Origin of the sequence: Bacillus sp. Nf3 (genome assembly GCF_003028545.1) — a bacterium.
Classification (GTDB): domain Bacteria; phylum Bacillota; class Bacilli; order Bacillales; family Bacillaceae; genus Bacillus; species Bacillus safensis.
The window spans coordinates 72,574-92,931 of the sequence record NZ_PYUA01000006.1; the positions used below are offsets into that span (position 1 = coordinate 72,574).

The window sequence follows — 20,358 nt, forward strand, 5'->3', positions numbered from 1 at the left end:
AAAAAAGAAGGCTGCCTTATTCAGCCTTCTCTTTATGTGTGTTTTGCTGCTCACACATATATGTCACTGGACAAAAACGAAGAATGCCAGATCCTAGTTTCATACCGCCCAACATGATGCCCAAAAGCAGCATTTTACTCCATGGTTTTCTAGCATATAAGGATCCAGCTACAGTACATATTGTCATTCCGCAGGCAATTCTAATGAGCGCTTCCATTAAGCCGAGATTAGGTTTCATTGAAGGTGAATCTCCTTTTTTAAATTATTTTAAGTGTGATTTCAAGAAATTGTAACGTTTCATTAATGCGTAACGTGGTTCGTTATGTTACGATAGGGCTAATACAAATGAAGGAGAGTATGTGAATGTCCGAACGTACTTTTAATTGGAGAAATAATGACATCCGCACACAAATCGATGTAGTCGACTCAAAAATAGTTCCAACACTCCTTTTAACGAATGGACTCGTGCTTAACCCGTTTTTGAAGCAATGGGTGAAGGCAAATATTTGGATACATGATGATCGAATTGTTTATGTCGGAGCAGAGCTTCCTCAAAATAAATCAGCTAAACGTGTGATTGATTGTGAAGGGAAATACATTGTGCCTGGGTATATAGAGCCTCACGCGCACCCGTTCCATATTTATAATCCCCAATCACTTGCAGAATATGTGTCTCAATTTGGCACAACAACAATGGTCAGCGATAACTTATTTCTTCTTTTGCAAAGCAATGAAAAGAAAGCGCTTTCCACTCTGTGTGAATTAAAAAAGCAGCCATTTCAGTATTTCTGGTGGTCCAGATACGATCTTCAAACGGAAGTCAGATATGAAGATGAGATGCTGCCTGTCAACTACCGGAAGGAATGGATTGATCATCCTGACGTCCTTCAAGGCGGCGAATTAACAAGCTGGCCAAGATTGATGGACGGTGATGATCTCATTTTATATTGCATGCAAGAAACGAAGAAGCAGAGAAAACGAATTGAAGGGCATTTCCCTGGAGCTTCTGAGAAAACGCTAACAAAAATGAAGCTGTTTGGCGCGGACAGTGATCATGAAGCGATGAATGCGGACGATGTGTTAAAAAGATTGTCCCTTGGCTATCATGTTTCATTGCGGCATTCTTCCATCCGCCCAGATTTAGTGAATATTTTAAGAGAATTGCATGAGCGTGATTTTAGACACTATGACCACTTTTTCTATACAACAGATGGTGCTGCTCCTCACTTTTATGAGGAAGGCATGATTAACCGCTTGATTTCGATTGCCCTTGAAGAAGGCGTGCCGATCATTGATGCGTATAATATGGCGACATTTAACATTGCAAAATACCATCAAATTGATGACTTATTAGGCGTTGTCGGTCCTGGACGGCTGGCTTCTTTGAATATTTTAGATGATCCAATGAACCCAAATCCTGAAACAGTCATATCTAAAGGGGTTATCCTCAAATTAGATGGCGAGAACCAGCATCAATTCCAAGAAACAAAATGGGAAAATGGCGGGCTTCTTCCATTAGATTTGGGGTATGATCTGACGATGAGTGATTTGCAATTCTCTATGCCGCTAGGTGTGAAGATGAGAAATGCCGTCATCATGGAGCCTTATACAGTGGAAATTGATAACTCAATCAACCAACTGTCATGTGATCATGATCAAAGCTTCTTTAGCCTGATTGACCGAAAAGGCGAGTGGCGTGTGAATACGATGCTAAAAGGGTTTGCAAACAAAGTGCAAGGCTTTGTCAGCTCATTTTCGCTCACGGGTGATATTTTAGTGATCGGGAAAAATAAAGAGGATATGATGCTGGCACATAAGCGGATGAAAGAAATTGGCGGGGGAATCGTCCTCACAGAGAACGGGAAAATTTTGCATGAAATCCCGCTGCAATTATCAGGCTGTGCATCGGCTGAACCATTTGAGACTGTTCTTCAGCAGGAACAAACATTACGCGAGCTGCTCATTGAGCGCGGCTATCCATTTGACTGCCCAATTGATACACTTGTCTTTTTCCAAAGTACACATTTGCCGTATATTCGAGTGACGCCAAGAGGAATATTTGATGTCATGAAAAAAACTGTACTCTTTCCGTCTATAATGCGTTAAAATATAACAGAGTGGAGCTGTATCATCTTTGCCGCATTTCTGACTGCTGTTATAGGGCAGAAGTGAGCTATGGTTCTTCTTCACTGCCATGTAAGTGATCATGATCTTATGTGGAGCTGTTGACAAAGCAGAGGGCTTTGACATGACGAATGAAGTACTCTAATTGTAAAATGATTCTGTCGGTTACGCTGACCGGCCAACATATTTTGAATGATCGAGCAAGGCGGGGCGCATATTTGTGGGTCTCGCTGAGCTTTCCGCAAAGTCTATATATTAGGGCAGAAGACCTAACCAAGCAGAAGTCATCTTTATACCGGAAGCAAACAAGTTTGTCAGATTGTCATACAAGGAAAATGACAGAACTTGTCGAATTTGTTTACGATAAAGAAGCTTCGGCTTACGAAAGAACCTGACGGCATTTTCAGCGTAGAACCAAACCTGTCATGATCTGTTCAAAGCTCATTGCTGAGGTTTTAAAAAAATTAGTCAGGAAAGATACCGCTTTCTTAGAAGATCGTGCGAAGCGGTGTGGCAATAGTAAAGGAGAAGATGTATTAAGATGCAAATTGATAAATTAAGGGGCAAAAGCTTAGACCAGTTATTCAACTCCATCTTATCCCTTAAAGACCTGGAAGAATGTTATCGATTCTTTGATGATTTGTGTACCATCAATGAAATTCAATCTTTATCACAGCGTCTTGAAGTAGCACGTATGCTTCGCGAGGGAAACACGTATCATAAAATTGAGACGGAAACAGGTGCAAGCACTGCAACCATCTCACGTGTCAAACGCTGCTTGAACTACGGCAACGATGCCTATACGATGGCACTTGACCGCGTAGCCGAACAGCAGGAAAATAACGAAACAAAATAATGCAGCTTTCACTGTAAACAATCCTTTTCACGAAAAATGGACTTGTTTGCAGTTTTTTTATGAAAAGCGGGCAGGGACTGATAAATTGTCCCTGTTTTTTTAATTTAGCTCGTCCATAAACCATCTTTCTCATTCATAGGAGATATCATCTTCGTTTGAGATGATTTTCTTAAACTCTACTGTTTGCTAACTTTATACGAAAATGTTAATAAAAAAAGGTGCGTTTCCGCACCTTTTCAAGCTAGACAGATGGCTGTGTGCCTGAGAACATCGGCACTTCGCTTGTCTCGCCATTCTCTTGTCTAAAAATAATATGTTTTTCATTAAAATGAATAGGCGATTCTATTCCCGCAGCTGCGGATAAGTTAAACAAACCTTCTCTAAGAGACAGGATATAATTGCACACTCGGTATTTTTTTTCTTCAATTGATAAACCCTTTTGCAGCTTTGGATCAGTCGTGGCGACCCCGACTGGGCATTTATTCGTGTGGCAGACTTGGGCGCGAATGCATCCGACTGAAAACATGAGACCTCTAGCAATATTCACAAAGTCAGCTCCCATTGAAAGGGCAATCGCAATTTTATCTGGCGATAGAAGCTTGCCAGAAGCAAAGAGCTTTACCTGATCTCTGACACCGTATTCTTTCAAAATTTGATGAACCATAGGGAGTGCCGTGAAAATTGGCAGCCCTGCGGAATCCGCCAATTCATGAAAGGACGCCCCTGTACCGCCTTCTCCGCCATCAACTGTAATGAAATCAGGGTGTTTCCCGCTTGTTTTCATATAGCTGGCAAGCTCTTCAATATTTTCTTTATGTCCGACAACAAGTTTGATTCCAACTGGCTTTCCCCCTATATTCCGCAGCTCCTCAATGAAATCAAACATGTCAGGAATGGAGTGGAACATCTCAAAGCGGTTTGGGCTGTCAATGGATTGGTGAGGCGGCAATTTACGGATATTCGCAATTTCTTCCGTTACTTTTTCGCCGTCAATATGACCGCCGCGTGTTTTTGCTCCTTGTGCCAGCTTGAGTTCAAAGGCTTTGACTTCCTCGTGCTCGCTTTTTTTCTTGAATTCTTCAAAGGAAAATGCGCCATCCTCTGTTCTAACGCCAAATAAACCGGGCCCAATCTGACAAATGATATCTGCGCCGCCTTTGAGGTGATAAGGAGAAAGACCGCCTTCACCTGTGTTCATCCACGTACCGCCGGCCATTTTTAATCCTGAGGATAGAGCTGTAATGGCCCTGTCGCCTAAGGAGCCGTAGCTCATAGCGGATTGACCGATCAGTCCTTTCACATGGAAAGGCTTTTGACATGTGTGTTCGCCGATGACTTGTACATCCTCTTGATGGAGAAAATAAGGATTTGCTTCGACTTCTTTGAAATGTTCACTTCTTCGCAGTAAATTGTCTTGATCAATTTGATACACTTTCGTTTTGATTTTTTCAGATTGATCGATTCTTAGTTCATCTCGCTGCTTTGGAAACAGGACGTTTCGAATGTAATAGCCTGGCTTGTCAAAATCACGTTTTGATCCAAAGCCCATTGTCCGGCTTTTGTACTTTCCTGACATGACCGCCTGCTCGTATTCTCTTCTTGAGAAGGGCAGCTCCTCTCGGTCATTCAAAAACAGATATTGGCGAAGCTCAGGTCCTATTTTTTCAAAGATAAACCGCAGCTTTCCAATGACCGGATAATTTCGCAGAACTGAATGTTCTTCTTGTTTTTCATCCCTCATCCAAATCCAGATCAATAGAATGATTGGGATAATCAAAAAAATGATTAGCAATGTGCCGATGATCATTAAGGTTGTGGTCATGAAGATCCCCTCTTTTCTCTTTCATTGCTGTTGTTATTCCACTTTTCATAAAAAGAGAAACCACATCAACATATTGTGACGTTTAGAAATGAAAAGGCGGGGTAACTTACAAATAAGATCATAAGGGGAGGGAACATACATGAATAAGCGTCCAAATGCGTATGTACTTGCAGGATTAGGGGTTGGAGGAGCTGTGTTATTAGCCGTAAAAAATAAACAGCATCTGAAAAAATGGGCAAGCATGTTCCGGTCAGATGAAAAGGTTCCTGAAAAAGCCGGCCACCCAGATCCATTAGATATCCAAGACAACAAGATGGTCGACGAAGGGGCCATGACATCCGTCCATTATTTTAATGAAGCGAGACAATAGTTTGAAAAAAACCGTTTTGAAAGATCAAAACGGTTTTTTCTTGTCTATCATTTGATGTTATATCGAAGAGGATCGACAATGGTAAAACCGATCAGCCCTTTGTGATCAGGTGTCGAGAATTGGAATTCAATGCCTGACAGATGATAGGTTGAGAGAACTTCCTGATCCGTCAAACGTAAAGAAAGATTATTCTCATAAACCGGTGCATTCCGCAGCACTTCGGATTCTTCTGCAAATAACTCCAAGCCAGCCACCCGGCCCTCTTTGTCGATATCTACATTGATACATTCATTGACATCTAATTCAATGGTTTCTTTGATTTTCAAACGCTCCGATTGCGGGGTGATATAGATGTATCCGATATCTATACTTTGTTCATATGTAATTGTTCTTTTCAAAAGAGTCACCTCTGTTCAATAGATCTTTTTTAAATCTATAGTAAAATATTCCTTTATTGTATAATAGCATGTGACAAAGTGCCAAAATATCAACCTCTTTCAGCTCCTCTTCAAGTCGATTTTTTCATCTTTTCTCCAGCCATTTTATCTAAAGTCACAATCGCTCATTTTCAAAAGAATGAAACTTTTAGCTGAAGGAGGTTACCCATTTTTTGCGGCCTTTGATTTTGTTATAATATTTAAATGGAATGAAACGAATGGAGGAACGTTTTTCATGTATGATGTTACCGAGTGGAAGCATGTCTTTAAACTCGATCCAAATAAAGAAATCTCCGATGAACAGCTAGAAGCGATTTGCGAATCTGGGACGGATGCCATATTGATTGGCGGCAGTGACAATGTGACAGAGGACAATGTGCTTCAATTGATGTCAAAGGTCCGCCGGTTTCTAGTTCCTTGTGTGCTCGAAATCTCAACACATGAGATGATTGTGCCGGGCTTCGATCTGTATTTCATCCCGACCGTTTTAAACAGCTCTCATCCTGACTGGATTGTTGGGCTTCATAAGGACGCGATGAAGGAATTCGGTGATTTGATGTCAATGGAAGAGATTGTGCCTGAAGGCTATGTCATCTTAAATGAAGATTGTAAAGCGGCCAAGCTCACAGAGGCAAATACAGCGCTGGATATCGATGACGTCAGGGCATATGCAAGAGTGGCAGAGCATTTGATGAAGCTGCCCATTTTTTATCTGGAATACAGCGGAACGCTTGGAGACATAGAGCTTGTCAAAGAAACAAAAGCAGTGCTTGATGAAACAGTTCTTTTTTATGGCGGCGGCATCGAGAACGCTAAGCAGGCAAAAGACTTCTCCCAGCATGCAGACGTCGTGGTTGTAGGAAACGTCATTTATGACAATTTCAAAGAAGCATTAAAGACAGTGGATGCAGTCAAAAAGTCATCATAGTCAAATAAGATGAAACGGGTTAAAATAGAACATAAGTTCGAATTGGCGGTGAATGGAATGAATGAAATATCGAATCATCTATTAGAAGGGCTGAATGACGCGCAGAGGGAAGCGGTCAAAGCAACAGACGGGCCTTTGCTGTTGATGGCAGGAGCAGGAAGCGGGAAGACACGGGTGCTCACACATCGAATTGCCTACTTAATGGCAGAAAAGCATGTGGCGCCGTGGAACATTTTAGCGATTACATTTACAAATAAAGCAGCACGTGAAATGCGTGAACGTGTCCAGGCTATTTTAGGACCTGGCGCGGATGACATCTGGATTTCTACGTTCCACAGCATGTGTGTCCGTATTTTAAGACGCGATATTGACCGCATTGGTGTGAATCGCAACTTCTCTATTTTAGACACATCTGACCAGCTTTCAGTCATTAAAAACATTTTAAAAGAACGGAATATCGATCCTAAAAAGTTCGATCCACGCAGCATTTTAGGATCGATCAGCAGTGCAAAAAACGAACTCATTGACGCAGAGGAATACGCCAAAACAGCCGGTGATTTCTATGATCAAGTGGTCAGCGATGTCTATACAGATTATCAAAAGCGTTTACTCAAAAACCAATCACTCGATTTTGATGATTTAATTATGATGACAATTCGTCTGTTTGAGCGCATCCCTGAAGTGTTAGAGCACTATCAGCGGAAATTCCAATACATTCATGTGGATGAGTATCAGGATACGAACAGAGCGCAGTACATGCTTGTGAAACTGCTCGCGCAGCGTTTTCAAAATATATGTGTTGTCGGTGACTCGGATCAGTCTATTTATCGCTGGCGCGGAGCGGATATTACAAACATTCTCTCCTTTGAAAAAGATTATCCATCCAGTGAAGTGATTCTGCTTGAGCAAAATTACAGATCGACGAAACGCATTTTGCATGCCGCAAATACGGTGATTCAAAACAATGCAAACCGGAAGCCGAAAAATCTTTGGACAGAAAATGATGAAGGGGCGAAGATAGCCTATTACCGTGCAGATAATGAATTCGGTGAGGGACAATTTGTCGCAGGAAAGATTCGTCAACTTCATCAAAGCGGAAAGCGTAAATTATCCGATTTTGCGATCCTTTACCGAACAAATGCCCAGTCTCGTGTCATAGAGGAAACGTTAATGAAAGCCAACATTCAATACAACATTGTCGGCGGCACGAAGTTCTATGACAGAAAAGAGATCAAGGACATCTTGGCATACTTACGCCTAGTGGCAAACCCAGATGACGATATTAGTTTTGCACGAATTGTCAACGTACCAAAGCGCGGAATCGGTGCGACATCTGTTGATAAAATTGCAGCATATGCGGAGATGAATGACCTGTCTATGTTTGAAGCACTTGGTCAGGTGGATTTCATTGGCCTGAGTGCACGAGCAGCCAATGCGCTTGATGAGTTCAAACAGCTCATTGATCAAATGACGAACATGCAGGATTATTTATCTGTCACAGAATTAACAGAAGAAATCCTAGAGAAAACAGGCTATCGTGAAGCGCTGAAGCTCGAAAAAACGATTGAAGCACAAAGCCGCTTAGAAAATATTGACGAGTTTCTATCCGTCACGAAGAACTTTGAAGAACAAAATGAAGACAAGTCACTTGTGACCTTCCTGACAGATCTCGCCCTCGTCGCAGACATTGATAAGCTGGACGAAAATGAAGAAGAAGATCAGGATGCCGTCATCTTAATGACACTTCACGCCGCAAAAGGTCTGGAATTCCCTGTTGTTTTCTTAATGGGAATGGAGGAGGGTGTCTTCCCGCACAGCCGTTCATTAATGGAAGATGCAGAGATGGAAGAAGAACGCCGCCTCGCTTATGTAGGCATCACACGGGCTGAAGAAGAGCTTTATTTATCAAGTGCGAAAATGAGAACACTTTTCGGACGGACGAACATGAATCTTGAATCAAGATTCATTCGAGAAATACCAGCCGATTTATTGGACAACCTAAATGAGAAAAAAGAAACAAAAACACCGTTTGGACAAACAAGAGAACGACCGCAAAGACGGGGACCAGTCTCACGTCCACAAACTCAAACGATTCAAAACACAGGCGGCGGCAGTATTGGCTGGGCTGTGGGCGATAAAGCGGCCCATAAAAAATGGGGCGTTGGTACGGTTGTGAGTGTGAAAGGCAGCGGAGACAGCACAGAGCTTGATATTGCGTTCCCAAGCCCTACAGGCATTAAGCGTCTTCTCGCAGCATTTGCACCAATCGAGAAGCAATAAACTGATAGGACTGACAAAACGGATGAATTGAAAGGAAGAAGCAGATGGATAAAGAAGCAGCGAAACGCCGGATCGAGGAACTGCACCAGATTTTGAATCAATACAACTACGAATATCATACACTTGATCGTCCAAGTGTTCCTGACGCTGAATATGATGCGCGGATGCGTGAGCTGATCTCTTTGGAGGAAGAGCACCCTGACTTAAAAGCAGCAGATTCTCCATCACAAAGAGTAGGCGGCGCTGTTTTAGACGCCTTTCAAAAAGTGCGTCACGGCACACCAATGCTCAGCCTTGGGAATGCGTTTAATGAACAGGACCTTCTTGATTTTGACCGCCGGGTTCGTCAAGCAGTCGGTGACGATATCGCATACAATGTCGAGCTGAAAATTGATGGACTCGCTGTTTCTCTCCGTTATGAAAATGGCGTGTTTGTCCGAGGAGCGACGCGCGGCGATGGAACAACGGGTGAGGATATTACTGAAAATCTCAAAACAATTCGTTCCATCCCGCTTAAAATCAAACGCCCACTGTCGATTGAAGTGAGAGGCGAGGCATTTATGCCAAAACCTTCTTTTGAAGCATTAAATGAAAAAAGAATACAAAACGAAGAAGAGCCGTTTGCAAACCCGCGTAATGCGGCTGCAGGTTCACTTCGTCAGCTTGATACGAAAATTGCAGCGAAACGAAACCTTGATATATTCGTCTACAGTATAGCGGAGCTTGATGAAATTGGTGTTGAAACGCAAAGCGCAGGACTTGATTTTCTCGACGAACTTGGCTTTAAAACAAACAAAGAAAGACGGATGTGCCAAACGATCGAAGAAGTCATCGACCTCATTGAAACATTAAAAATAAAGCGTGCCGATTTTTCATATGAAATCGATGGAATCGTTATTAAAGTCGATTCACTCGCTCAGCAGGAAGAACTAGGCTTCACAGCAAAAAGCCCGCGCTGGGCGATTGCGTACAAGTTTCCGGCTGAAGAGGTCGTTACGAAGCTGCTTGATATTGAACTAAGTGTCGGACGTACAGGCGTGATTACACCAACAGCGATTCTTGAGCCTGTCAAAGTAGCAGGGACGACAGTGCAGCGTGCATCTCTTCATAATGAAGATTTGATCAAAGAAAAGGATATTCGCTTGTTCGATCAAGTGATTGTGAAAAAAGCCGGGGATATTATTCCTGAAGTCGCAGGTGTCCTTGTTGATCAGCGTACAGGCGAAGAAAAACCGTTTCACATGCCAACTGAATGTCCAGAGTGTCATAGTGAGCTGGTGCGAATCGAAGGCGAAGTGGCCTTACGATGCATCAACCCAGAATGTCCTGCCCAAATACGTGAGGGACTCATTCACTTCGTTTCCCGTAATGCAATGAATATTGATGGACTTGGCGAGCGGGTCATTACACAGCTCTTCAAGGAACAGCTCGTTTCTCGTGTGTCCGACCTTTATCGATTAACGAAAGAAGAGCTCATTCAGCTTGAACGAATGGGCGAAAAATCTGTCGACAATTTACTGCGTTCAATTGAACAATCGAAAGAAAACTCTCTTGAGCGTTTACTATTTGGACTCGGTATTCGATTTATTGGTTCAAAAGCGGCAAAGACCTTGGCGATGCATTTCGAAAACATCGATCAATTAAAGCAAGCGACGAAAGAACAATTACTTGAAGTCGACGAAATTGGTGAAAAAATGGCTGATGCCGTCGTCACGTACTTTGAGAAAGAAGAAATACTCGATCTGCTGAACGAACTAAAAGAGCTCGGAGTCAATATGACCTACACAGGGCCAAAGCCGGTAAAAGCAGAAGAAAGTGATTCCTACTTTGCAGGAAAAACCATTGTGCTGACAGGAAAATTAGAAGAAATGGCTCGAAACGATGCAAAAGCAGCGATCGAAGCATTAGGCGGAAAGCTGGCAGGCAGTGTGAGTAAAAAAACAGATCTAGTCATTGCCGGAGAAGCAGCGGGAAGTAAGCTGACAAAGGCAGAAGAACTCAATATTGAAATTTGGGACGAAGCTAAAATGCTCGAGGAGCTAAAGAAATAAGAGGAGTGTTTTCTATTGAAAAAGTTGTTATTGCTGCTGACAATGCTCACACTGGTATTGTCAGCGTGTGCACCTTTTGGGGGAAAGGAAGAGGAAGAGGTCACACAAAAAACGGATGAAACGAAGGAAACAAAGGAAACAGCCATCATCCCGATGTACAATATCTCAGACTCCTATTACAAAATGGTGCTGCCGTTTAAACAAGGAGCTGCTAGAGGTCTAACAGCGGAGCGTCTCAATACACGCTTGGACATTGATGAATTTGAAACTGGACTCATGCGACTTGCAACAGAGTCATTTAATACAAACGACTATCTTTTCCAAGAAGGACAGCATTTAGATGAGGACACCGTTCTCAGCTGGCTGGCGCGCAAAAAAACAGGCAGTGATCTGAAAAAGGCAGAAAAAGAAGATAAAGACTTTAAGAATCTGGGCTTAAATCCTGCTCTTCCAAACTCAGGTTCAACAAAGTCTAAAAATGAAAATAGTCCAATTTACTTAGCTTCAATGCTAGAGCATAATTACTTAATTCGAAAAGACAAAAACAGCTTACAGCTTGGCGGAGTTGTCATTGGTCTTGCGCTGAACTCGGTTTATTATTACCGTGAAAAGATCGGTGACCCGCAGCAAGAGGTGACCATCGATTCATCGAAAAATTCAAAGAAACTTTTGGCAGAGGGTGAAAAAATCGCTGAACAAGTGATCAAGCGAATTCGTCAAATGGACGGACTGCAAAAAGTGCCTGTCATGATTGCCCTTTATAAGCAAGCACCAAAATCATCTATCGTTCCAGGTAACTTTATCGCCAAAACAGATGTGAAAGCAGGCTCCGCTGATATCGGAAATTGGGATACGATCAAAGAGGAGAATGTATTCTTCCCTTCAGATAGTGCGAAAAGCAGCTACAAAGATGATTCAGAGCGATTTGACCGCTTCAAGACAAAGGTAGAAGATTACTTCCCGAATTACACTGGTGTTGTAGGAAAAGGCTTTTACAAAGACGGCAACCTGCAAAAAATGAAAATCGAAATTCCAATGCAGTTCTACGGAAAAACGGAAGTCGTAGCCTTCACACAATATTTAACCGGAGAAGTCATGGATTACTACAAGAGTACCAATATTGAAATCAACATCACATCTTCTGATCAACAAGAAGCCCTGATCACGAAAAATGCTGAGGACAAAGAACCGACTGTTCATATATATGACTAAATAAGAGGGATTTTCAAACTCTTGTCAAAATATTAGTAGAAACCAAGAAGAAAGGCAGGTATGTTGATGCTCGTATAATGCTGATTACCGTCAAGAACATTTAAAAAGACGATAAAAGGAGAATCAGCATGCATAAAGAAGTAAAAGCACGATACGATGAACAGAAAGTCTTAAAGAAAGCGGCTCACTTGTATGACTTTCAGCTTGACCAAGTGACATTTCTAGCCGATGCAGAAAATTATGTGTATGAATATAAGGCAATGAATGGGGAGAATTATATATTAAAAATCACCCATACCATTCGTCGCTCACCCACATATATTTTAGGAGAAATGGACTGGCTTCGATTCCTGTCTCATCATGGTATTTCCGTAGCAAAGCCGATTTCATCAGCAAGAGGAAAAGACGTTGAAACCATTCCTGATCAAGCCGGAGGCGCATTTTTACTCCGTGTGTATGAAAAAGCACCGGGGAGAAAAGTGAATGAAGGAGATTGGAATGGGAAGCTGTTTGAAGCGTTAGGGTCCTATACAGGACGAATGCATCAAATAACAAAACAATATCAAGTAAAAGATCCTCTTTATAAGCGTCAAGAGTGGTATGAAGAGGAGCAATTAAAGCTTGATCAATATATTCCATCTGATCAAACGGTTGTGCTTCGAAGAAAAGATGAATTGATGCAAAAGCTTCACCAGCTCCGAATTTCGAAGGATGTGTATGGGCTGGTGCATGCCGATTTGCATCACGGGAACTTTCATTATCATCAAGGAGAGATTATCGCATTTGATTTTGATGATATTGGATACCACTGGTTTATCAATGATATTAGTATTTTGCTATACAATGTTCTTTGGTATCCAGTGATTCCATATGATGATAAAGCTGAATTTACGGCAGAATTTATGAGTCATTTTCTAAAAGGCTATCGACAGGAGAATGAGCTTGATGACGCGTGGCTGGCAACAATCCCTGATTTTCTCATGCTGCGTCATATGCTTATTTATGGGCTTTTACATCAAGCATTTGATCTCCAAACATTGACTTCTGACGAAAAAGCCATGCTGTCATGTTTTCGAAAGGAAATTGAGCAAAAAACACCCATTACTCCTTTTGACTTTCAACAGCTGGCACGATAAAAGAAACCCCTTGCTGTGTTAAACAGCAAGGGGTTTTTTTATAACTACACCGTATCACACTTCACGCCAACGACGCCTTCTAGATCTTTAATATCAAAGTACACATCGGTTGTATAGCGGTCTTTATGCACACGTACGCGTACTTCCATGATCGGATAGTCTTTTTCTTTTAAATCATCAATTCGTACAGAATGAATGCGAATATTGAGGGCTTTCATTTCTTTTAAAATATCGGTCATACGGTTTCGATCAGAAAGAGACATTCTGATGCGGATTTCTTTTTCCTGCAGGCGAATCGGTCCGATCCGCTGGAAGAGCCATGGCAGGAATTCGACACTAATCAGAATAAAGAAAAGACTGAGGAAGGCCTCTTTATAAAATCCTGCACCGGTTGCAACCCCAAGTCCTGCTGCTCCCCAGATCATCGCAGAAGTCGTGAGACCTGAGATGACATCATTGCTTTTTCGAAGAATCACACCTGCTCCAATAAAACCAACACCAGATATAATTTGCGCCGGTAACCTGAGTGGGTCCATTTGAAGCTTAGAGACTCGAGGGAAATTGTAGGCTGCATCAATGCTGATGATGGTTAAGACGCAGGAGCTGACAGCAATGACAATACACGTTTTTAAGCCGAGGGGCTTTTTCTTCAGCTCTCGTTCAAGCCCGATAATCAGCCCGATTAAAGTGGCCACGGCTAATTTTAAGACTGTATCCCATTCAATTGTCCAAAACATGCGTATCGCTCCTTTCACTTCATGTACGTTTCACAACATGTATATGATCTTCTCACAGCCCATATGGCTGCACAACTCTTATTTTATTCAGTTTCTGAAGAAAGAAAAGCTTTTTATTTTATTTAAAAAGAGAGTCATCCGCATAGGGCAGATGACTCTTCAACTCTTTATTTTGTTTCTTCCTCAAGGTGATCTTCCATTTTGTGAAATAGCTGTTTTGATGCTTTTGACGGCTTACTTGTCAATAAGCTGACAATAATGGCAGCTAATCCACTTAGCGTAAAGCCTGGAATCATTTCATAAATACCTGTGGCATGGTTGAGTCCTGTCGTAATCCATGTCAGAACCACAACTGCACCAACGATCATCCCAACTAGAGCGCCATGATGATTCATTCGTTTCCAGTATAGGCAAAGCAAGATGACTGGACCGAATGAAGAACCAAATCCTGCCCATGCATAACCGACAAGATCAAGAATGGTGTCACTTGGGTTAAGTGAAAGGCATAAGGCAATCACGGCGACAACGAGTACAGACATCCGGCCAATCATGACAAGCTCTTTGTCTGATGCTTTTTTTCTAAAGAACGTTCTGTATAAATCCTCTGTCATTGCACTTGCTGTGACAAGCAGCTGAGACGAAATTGAACTCATAATCGCAGCTAAAATGGCAGAAAGTAAAAATCCAGTGATATATGGATGGAACAATACTTTAGAAAAGACGATAAAGATGGTTTCAGGGTCAGCAAGGTTCATGCCCGTTTCATGAACATAGGCAACACCCACTAAACCGACAGACAGTGATCCAATCACTGAAATAATCATCCAGCTCATTCCGATTCGGCGTGCTGGTTTTAAATCTTTAACGGACGTAATGGCCATAAAGCGCACGATAATATGCGGCTGTCCAAAGTAACCTAGTCCCCAAGCAAGGAAGGAAATAATGCCAATGACGCTCGTTCCTCTAAAAATATCTAGCAATTTAGGGTCAATCTGTTGAATATCTTGAAATGTAGCAACAGGTCCGCCTAATTGTGTAAAGGCAACGATCGGCACGAGCACTAATGCTAAAAACATGATAGCTCCTTGGACAAAGTCCGTTAAGCTCACTGCAAGGAATCCTCCAAACAATGTATACAAAACCACAATACTTGACGTCAAAATCAGTCCAAACATGTAGTGAGCACCGAATGCTGACTCAAATAAACGTCCGCCTGATACCATTCCAGACGATGTATACAGCGTAAAGAAAATTAAAATGATGACGGCTGACACAGCTTTTAATAAGGCAGATGATCCTTTGAATCGTTTATCAAAGAAATCAGGAATCGTAATTGCATCATCCGCAATTTCTGTATAAGAACGTAATCGAGGTGCAAGAATGAGGTAGTTCAAGTAAGCACCAACGATTAAACCAATCGCAAGCCAGGCTGTCGATAAACCTGTTTTATACATTTCACCTGGCACACCCATCAGCATCCATCCGCTCATATCCGCAGCACCTGCTGAAAGGGCTGTAACGAATGGACCAAGCCCGCGTCCACCAAGCATATAATCATTTAAATTATGTGTTTTCCTGAATGCATACCAGCCAATGGCAAGCATCCCAATAAAATAAATAGATAAGGAAATTGTAACTTCAATACTCATTTTGTGTTCTCACCTTTTTCGTATTAATTTGACATCACCTCAATCAAAATATACAGAAGTGCGATGGCAGCTTTTTTGTTTGACTGCCTGCTCACTGCTATGGTTACTTAACCTAACAGAGTATTCCCAAGTGATCAACCTGCCTAAACCTCTTCATTTTGAAGAAAAAATGGACAGATCGGTGATAAGAATCAACATGTAAGCGATTACAAAAATGAGCAAAAGTAAAAATTTTCTGAAAAATAAAAAGTCACCTGATGAATATTTCTTTTATCGATTTGATCATAAAGACGTTTCAAGAGAACGGACCTTTTACCGCACCTGCGTAAAGTTGCTTTAGAACAGTAAAATTTGATATGATAAAGTGTATATGACTTATGATCATGACCACGATCACGCATCATTTTTGGAGGTGAACCTGCATGTCAAGAATTTCAATAGAAGAAGTCAAGCACGTTGCTCATTTAGCAAGGCTTGCGATTACAGAAGAAGAAGCTGAGATGTTTACAGAACAGCTTGATAGCATCATTTCATTTGCAGAGCAGTTAAACGAGGTAGATACGGAAAACGTTGAACCTACTACACACGTATTAAAAATGAAAAACGTCATGAGAGAAGATGTTCCGAATAAAGGTCTTTCCATTGAGGCAGTCGTCAAAAACGCGCCTGATCATAAAGACGGCTATATTCGTGTGCCATCAATTTTGGACTAAAGGAGGCCCGAGACATGTCACTGTTTGATCACAAAATTTCTGAATTAAAAGAGCTTTTACATAAAAAGGAACTGTCTGTTTCTGATTTAGTGGACGAGTCTTATAAACGAATCAATGAAGTAGACGGGAAAGTACAAGCATTCCTTGCACTGGACGAAGAAAAAGCTCGTGCGTATGCAAAGGAATTGGACGAGGTAGTTGGTGAAAAGGACGAGCTTGGCCTATTGTTCGGTATGCCGATCGGTGTGAAAGATAACATTGTTACAAAGGATTTGCGCACAACAGCTTCAAGTAAAATCCTGCAAAACTTTGATCCAATTTATGATGCAACCGTTGTGAACCGCTTAAGAGACGCAGAAGCAGTCACAATCGGTAAATTAAATATGGACGAATTCGCAATGGGATCTTCTACGGAGAACTCAGGCTTCAAAGCGACGAAAAACCCGTGGAATTTAAACACCGTTCCAGGCGGATCAAGTGGTGGATCAGCAGCTTCTGTTGCAGCAGGTGAAGTACCGTTCTCACTTGGATCAGATACAGGCGGTTCTATTCGTCAGCCGGCATCTTTCTGCGGAGTTGTAGGTCTTAAACCGACATATGGACGTGTATCCAGATACGGATTAATTGCATTTGCTTCATCATTAGACCAAATTGGTCCGATTACACGCAATGTAGAGGACAACGCTTATGTTCTTCAAGCGATTGCTGGTGTCGATCAAATGGACGCAACTAGTGCAAATGTCGATGTCCCAGATTTTCTTTCTTCATTAACTGGCGACATCAAAGGTCTGAAAATCGCTGTGCCGAAAGAATATCTTGGCGAAGGCGTTGGCGAGGAAGCAAAAGAGTCTGTTCTTCAAGCGTTAAAAGTATTAGAAGGACTTGGTGCGACGTGGGAAGAAGTGTCTCTACCGCATTCTAAATATGCGCTTGCGACTTACTACTTACTGTCTTCTTCAGAAGCATCTGCAAACCTTGCACGTTTTGACGGTATCCGCTATGGCTACCGTACAGATAATGCAGACAACCTGATTGATTTATACAAAAATACTCGTTCTGAAGGCTTCGGAGACGAAGTGAAGCGCCGTATCATGCTTGGTACATTCGCGCTAAGCTCAGGATATTACGATGCGTACTATAAAAAAGCGCAAAAAGTCCGTACATTGATCAAAAAAGACTTTGAAGATGTTTTTGAAAAGTATGATGTCATTGTTGGACCGACAACGCCAACTCCTGCATTTAACATTGGTGAAAAGACAAGCGATCCATTGACTATGTATGCAAACGATATTTTAACGATCCCTGTTAACCTTGCAGGCGTTCCAGGAATCAGTGTGCCTTGTGGATTTGCAAATGGCCTTCCGTTAGGACTGCAAATCATCGGCAAGCACTTTGACGAAGGAACAGTGTACCGCGTGGCTCACGCTTTTGAGCAAGCAACAGATCATCATAAAGCAAAACCTGAACTGTAAGGGGTGAATCAGAATGAACTTTGAAACGGTAATTGGACTTGAAGTCCACGTAGAGCTAAAAACACAATCGAAAATTTTCTCAAGCTCGCCGACACCTTTTGGTGCAGCTGCCAACACGCAAACAAGTGTCATCGACCTTGGATATCCTGGCGTACTGCCTGTACTGAACAAAGAAGCGGTGAACTTTGCGATGAAAGCGGCCATGGCGCTGAACTGTGAAATCGCAACGGATACAAAATTTGACCGTAAAAACTACTTCTATCCTGATAACCCAAAGGCGTATCAAATTTCTCAATTTGATAAACCGATCGGTGAAAACGGCTGGATTGAAATTGAAGTAGAAGGCAAAACAAAACGAATCGGTATTACGCGTCTCCATTTGGAAGAGGATGCAGGGAAACTAACGCACACAGGAGACGGTTACTCACTCGTCGATTTCAACCGTCAAGGAACACCACTTGTTGAAATCGTATCTGAGCCAGACATTCGCACGCCAGAAGAAGCGTATGCTTACTTAGAAAAATTAAAATCCATTATTCAATATACAGGCGTTTCTGACTGTAAGATGGAAGAAGGTTCACTTCGCTGTGATGCCAACATTTCTCTTCGCCCAATCGGCCGTGAAGAGTTTGGTACAAAGACAGAGCTCAAAAACTTGAACTCATTTGCTTTCGTACAAAAAGGCCTTGAATTCGAAGAGAAGCGTCAAGAGCAAGTATTGCTTTCTGGCGGCTTGATCGAGCAGGAAACACGCCGTTATGACGAAGCGTCTAAAAAGACAATTCTTATGCGCGTTAAAGAAGGCTCTGATGATTACCGCTACTTCCCAGAACCGGATTTGGTGGAGCTGTACATTGATGACGAGTGGAAAGAACGCGTAAGAGCATCCATCCCAGAGCTTCCAGACGAGCGCCGCAAACGCTACATCGATGAGCTTGGCCTTCCTGCATACGATGCAATGGTACTCACACTGACAAAAGAAATGTCTGATTTCTTTGAAGCGACCATTTCAGAAGGCGCAGAAGCGAAGCAAGCATCGAACTGGCTCATGGGTGAAGTATCTGCATACTTAAACTCTGCTCAAAAAGAGCTGGACGATACAAAGCTAACGCCGCAAGGGCTGGCTGGTATGATCAAGCTGATTGAAAAAGGAACGATTTCCTCTAAGATCGCGAAAAAGGTATTCAAAGAGCTCATCGAAAATGGGGGAGATGCAGAAACAATCGTCAAAGAAAAAGGACTTGTCCAAATTTCTGACGAAGGTGCACTGCTCAAACTTGTCACAGAAGCACTTGATAACAACCCGCAATCCATTGAAGACTTTAAAAATGGTAAAGACCGCGCGATTGGTTTCTTAGTCGGACAAATCATGAAAGCATCGAAGGGCCAAGCGAACCCGCCGATGGTGAACAAGATTCTCCTTGAAGAAATCAAAAAACGCTAAATAGCAAAAAAACCGCCTGATGAAAAAGGCGGTTTTTTTTGATTGAAATGACAGGGTCTTACTATAGATTCGGACCACAGCCGTATATCAATTTAGAGATACTTTTCTTATAATGAAGCATAAGCGAAAGTGCACATTCGAAGGGGGAAATGTGAGCTAAATCAAAAAACAGCACGTTATGTTACTGAAGAAACAGCCTCAATTGTTCCACTGCTCTTAGAACAGCAGGATCCTCACACTTTTCTAAATTCGTCAGCATTCCTTGGATGACTGGCTTACGAGGTTCAGCTTTTGCCAGCTCTTCTTCAATCACTTCAATGGATACAACGGTATCATCAGAAAGCAGATGCTCCAGCTTTAACAAACGAAGCTCCTCTTGAAGGGAAGCAGCACTAGGCGCTTCATCGTCCCAAATGGTTTGCTTCAAAATCGGCTTCGTCTGAGAGCGAAGCAATCCTTGAACCAGATCATCAAACCGTTCGAGTATAAAGGATGAGAGCTCATCAAATGATAATTGCATTTGATCCTGTAAAAGCAGAACCTGCACATACGATTGGATAATTCCTTGAATCATGACTGACAGGTCAGTTATATATGGTTCGATCTCCTGTCCATAAGTGGTCAAGATGGAAATTTGAATTTCATCATTCATTTGCTTTTTCACAGTTTTTGAATACTTTTTAATTTGCTGGTTTTCCGGAATAATGTTCTCGCTGAGGATCAGAATGATAAAATCCTTGTTCTCAGCAAAATGCTGAAACTGTTCAGCAATTTGTTTCTGAAAGATCTCTCTCGGCGCGAGATGCTGATTCTCTTTTCGAATCGTTTCGATTGTTTGCATCGAAGTGTCGATATAATATTCAAACGCTCGGTTGAAAAGCTGTTCTTTTGATTTGAAATGTAAATAAAATGCGCCTTTTGATATTCCGCATTCATCTGCAATTTCCTGAATGGTCGTAGAAGAAAAACCCTTTTTCGCAAACAATTGGATGCTTGCTTTAATGATTTTTTCTTTTTTTTCGTTCATGAAATAAGGCCCCTTCAGCTTTAGAATGTTACGTCAAACGCAAGTGAAATGGTTGACGGCATTGTATATCACCGTTTATTATGATATAGAATGACCAGTC

17 protein-coding genes are annotated in these 20,358 nt (G+C 42.0%); 11 read left to right on the top strand and 6 right to left on the bottom strand.

The features are described from left to right. Positions 1-16: 16 nt before the first annotated feature. Positions 17-238: a YgaP family membrane protein gene (locus C9414_RS15745; RefSeq protein WP_047204239.1), complete on the bottom strand. Its 222-nt coding sequence runs from the start codon at positions 236-238 to the stop codon at positions 17-19. A 125-nt stretch (positions 239-363) separates the two neighbouring features. On the opposite strand from C9414_RS15745, the gene C9414_RS15750 reads away from it, so the two are divergent. Together C9414_RS15750 and C9414_RS15755 are read left to right on the top strand one after the other, a co-directional pair. After that, a complete protein-coding gene (locus tag C9414_RS15750; RefSeq protein ID WP_099662993.1) occupies positions 364-2,106 on the top strand; it encodes an adenine deaminase C-terminal domain-containing protein in 1,743 nt (580 codons plus the stop codon). 559 nt (positions 2,107-2,665) lie between these two features. Beyond that, complete coding sequence (locus C9414_RS15755) at positions 2,666-2,980, top strand: YerC/YecD family TrpR-related protein (RefSeq protein WP_024424524.1); 315 nt, start codon at positions 2,666-2,668, stop codon at positions 2,978-2,980. A gap of 241 nt (positions 2,981-3,221) precedes the next feature. Here the strand turns inward: C9414_RS15755 and C9414_RS15760 are convergent, their stop codons facing one another. Next, complete coding sequence (locus tag C9414_RS15760; RefSeq protein ID WP_047204237.1) at positions 3,222-4,802, bottom strand: FMN-binding glutamate synthase family protein; 1,581 nt, start codon at positions 4,800-4,802, stop codon at positions 3,222-3,224. Positions 4,803-4,941: 139 nt separating this feature from the next. Here C9414_RS15760 and C9414_RS15765 point away from each other — a divergent pair, with 139 nt between their 5' ends. Continuing rightward, positions 4,942-5,172: a hypothetical protein gene (locus C9414_RS15765; RefSeq protein WP_039176971.1), complete on the top strand. Its 231-nt coding sequence runs from the start codon at positions 4,942-4,944 to the stop codon at positions 5,170-5,172. A gap of 47 nt (positions 5,173-5,219) precedes the next feature. On the opposite strand, the gene C9414_RS15770 is transcribed toward C9414_RS15765, so the two are convergent. Continuing rightward, complete coding sequence (locus C9414_RS15770; RefSeq protein ID WP_258182641.1) at positions 5,220-5,579, bottom strand: DUF2283 domain-containing protein; 360 nt, start codon at positions 5,577-5,579, stop codon at positions 5,220-5,222. A 265-nt stretch (positions 5,580-5,844) separates the two neighbouring features. Here C9414_RS15770 and pcrB point away from each other — a divergent pair, with 265 nt between their 5' ends. From pcrB to C9414_RS15795, 5 genes are all read left to right on the top strand, one after another. After that, positions 5,845-6,537, top strand: coding sequence for a heptaprenylglyceryl phosphate synthase (pcrB, locus tag C9414_RS15775; RefSeq protein ID WP_047204235.1), 693 nt, complete (start codon positions 5,845-5,847; stop codon positions 6,535-6,537). Positions 6,538-6,594: 57 nt separating this feature from the next. After that, on the top strand, positions 6,595-8,817 hold the full coding sequence (gene pcrA / locus C9414_RS15780; RefSeq protein WP_047204234.1) for a DNA helicase PcrA: 2,223 nt from the start codon (positions 6,595-6,597) through the stop codon (positions 8,815-8,817). A gap of 44 nt (positions 8,818-8,861) precedes the next feature. Beyond that, positions 8,862-10,868 (top strand): NAD-dependent DNA ligase LigA, encoded by a 2,007-nt coding sequence (gene ligA / locus C9414_RS15785; RefSeq protein ID WP_047204233.1) that lies wholly within the window; start codon positions 8,862-8,864, stop codon positions 10,866-10,868. 15 nt (positions 10,869-10,883) lie between these two features. Next, entirely contained in the window at positions 10,884-12,080 is a 1,197-nt protein-coding gene (locus C9414_RS15790) for a CamS family sex pheromone protein (protein ID WP_047204232.1), read from the top strand. Between the two features lie 128 nt (positions 12,081-12,208). Then, entirely contained in the window at positions 12,209-13,216 is a 1,008-nt protein-coding gene (locus C9414_RS15795) for a phosphotransferase enzyme family protein (RefSeq protein ID WP_064497688.1), read from the top strand. A gap of 44 nt (positions 13,217-13,260) precedes the next feature. On the opposite strand, the gene C9414_RS15800 is transcribed toward C9414_RS15795, so the two are convergent. Then, positions 13,261-13,953, bottom strand: a complete 693-nt coding sequence (locus tag C9414_RS15800; RefSeq protein WP_024424547.1) for an MgtC/SapB family protein — start codon at positions 13,951-13,953, stop codon at positions 13,261-13,263. Positions 13,954-14,120: 167 nt separating this feature from the next. Then, positions 14,121-15,602 carry a sodium/proline symporter PutP gene (gene putP / locus C9414_RS15805; protein WP_107164019.1) on the bottom strand — a complete coding sequence of 494 codons (1,482 nt, stop codon included), beginning with the start codon at positions 15,600-15,602 and terminating at the stop codon, positions 14,121-14,123. Positions 15,603-16,024: 422 nt separating this feature from the next. Here putP and gatC point away from each other — a divergent pair, with 422 nt between their 5' ends. Genes gatC through gatB form a run of 3 tightly spaced genes read left to right on the top strand, consistent with a single transcriptional unit; the run spans position 16,025 to position 19,231 of the window. Then, the gene (gene gatC / locus C9414_RS15810; RefSeq protein WP_024424549.1) at positions 16,025-16,315 is read left to right on the top strand and encodes an Asp-tRNA(Asn)/Glu-tRNA(Gln) amidotransferase subunit GatC; all 291 of its coding nucleotides are present in this window, start codon (positions 16,025-16,027) and stop codon (positions 16,313-16,315) included. Positions 16,316-16,329: 14 nt separating this feature from the next. Beyond that, positions 16,330-17,787, top strand: a complete 1,458-nt coding sequence (gene gatA / locus C9414_RS15815) for an Asp-tRNA(Asn)/Glu-tRNA(Gln) amidotransferase subunit GatA (protein WP_107164020.1) — start codon at positions 16,330-16,332, stop codon at positions 17,785-17,787. A 13-nt stretch (positions 17,788-17,800) separates the two neighbouring features. After that, positions 17,801-19,231 (top strand): Asp-tRNA(Asn)/Glu-tRNA(Gln) amidotransferase subunit GatB, encoded by a 1,431-nt coding sequence (gene gatB / locus C9414_RS15820; RefSeq protein ID WP_024424551.1) that lies wholly within the window; start codon positions 17,801-17,803, stop codon positions 19,229-19,231. 181 nt (positions 19,232-19,412) lie between these two features. Here gatB and C9414_RS15825 read toward each other — a convergent pair whose 3' ends face one another. Then, positions 19,413-20,258: a TetR/AcrR family transcriptional regulator gene (locus tag C9414_RS15825; protein WP_039176996.1), complete on the bottom strand. Its 846-nt coding sequence runs from the start codon at positions 20,256-20,258 to the stop codon at positions 19,413-19,415. Between the last annotated feature and the right edge of the window lie 100 nt (positions 20,259-20,358).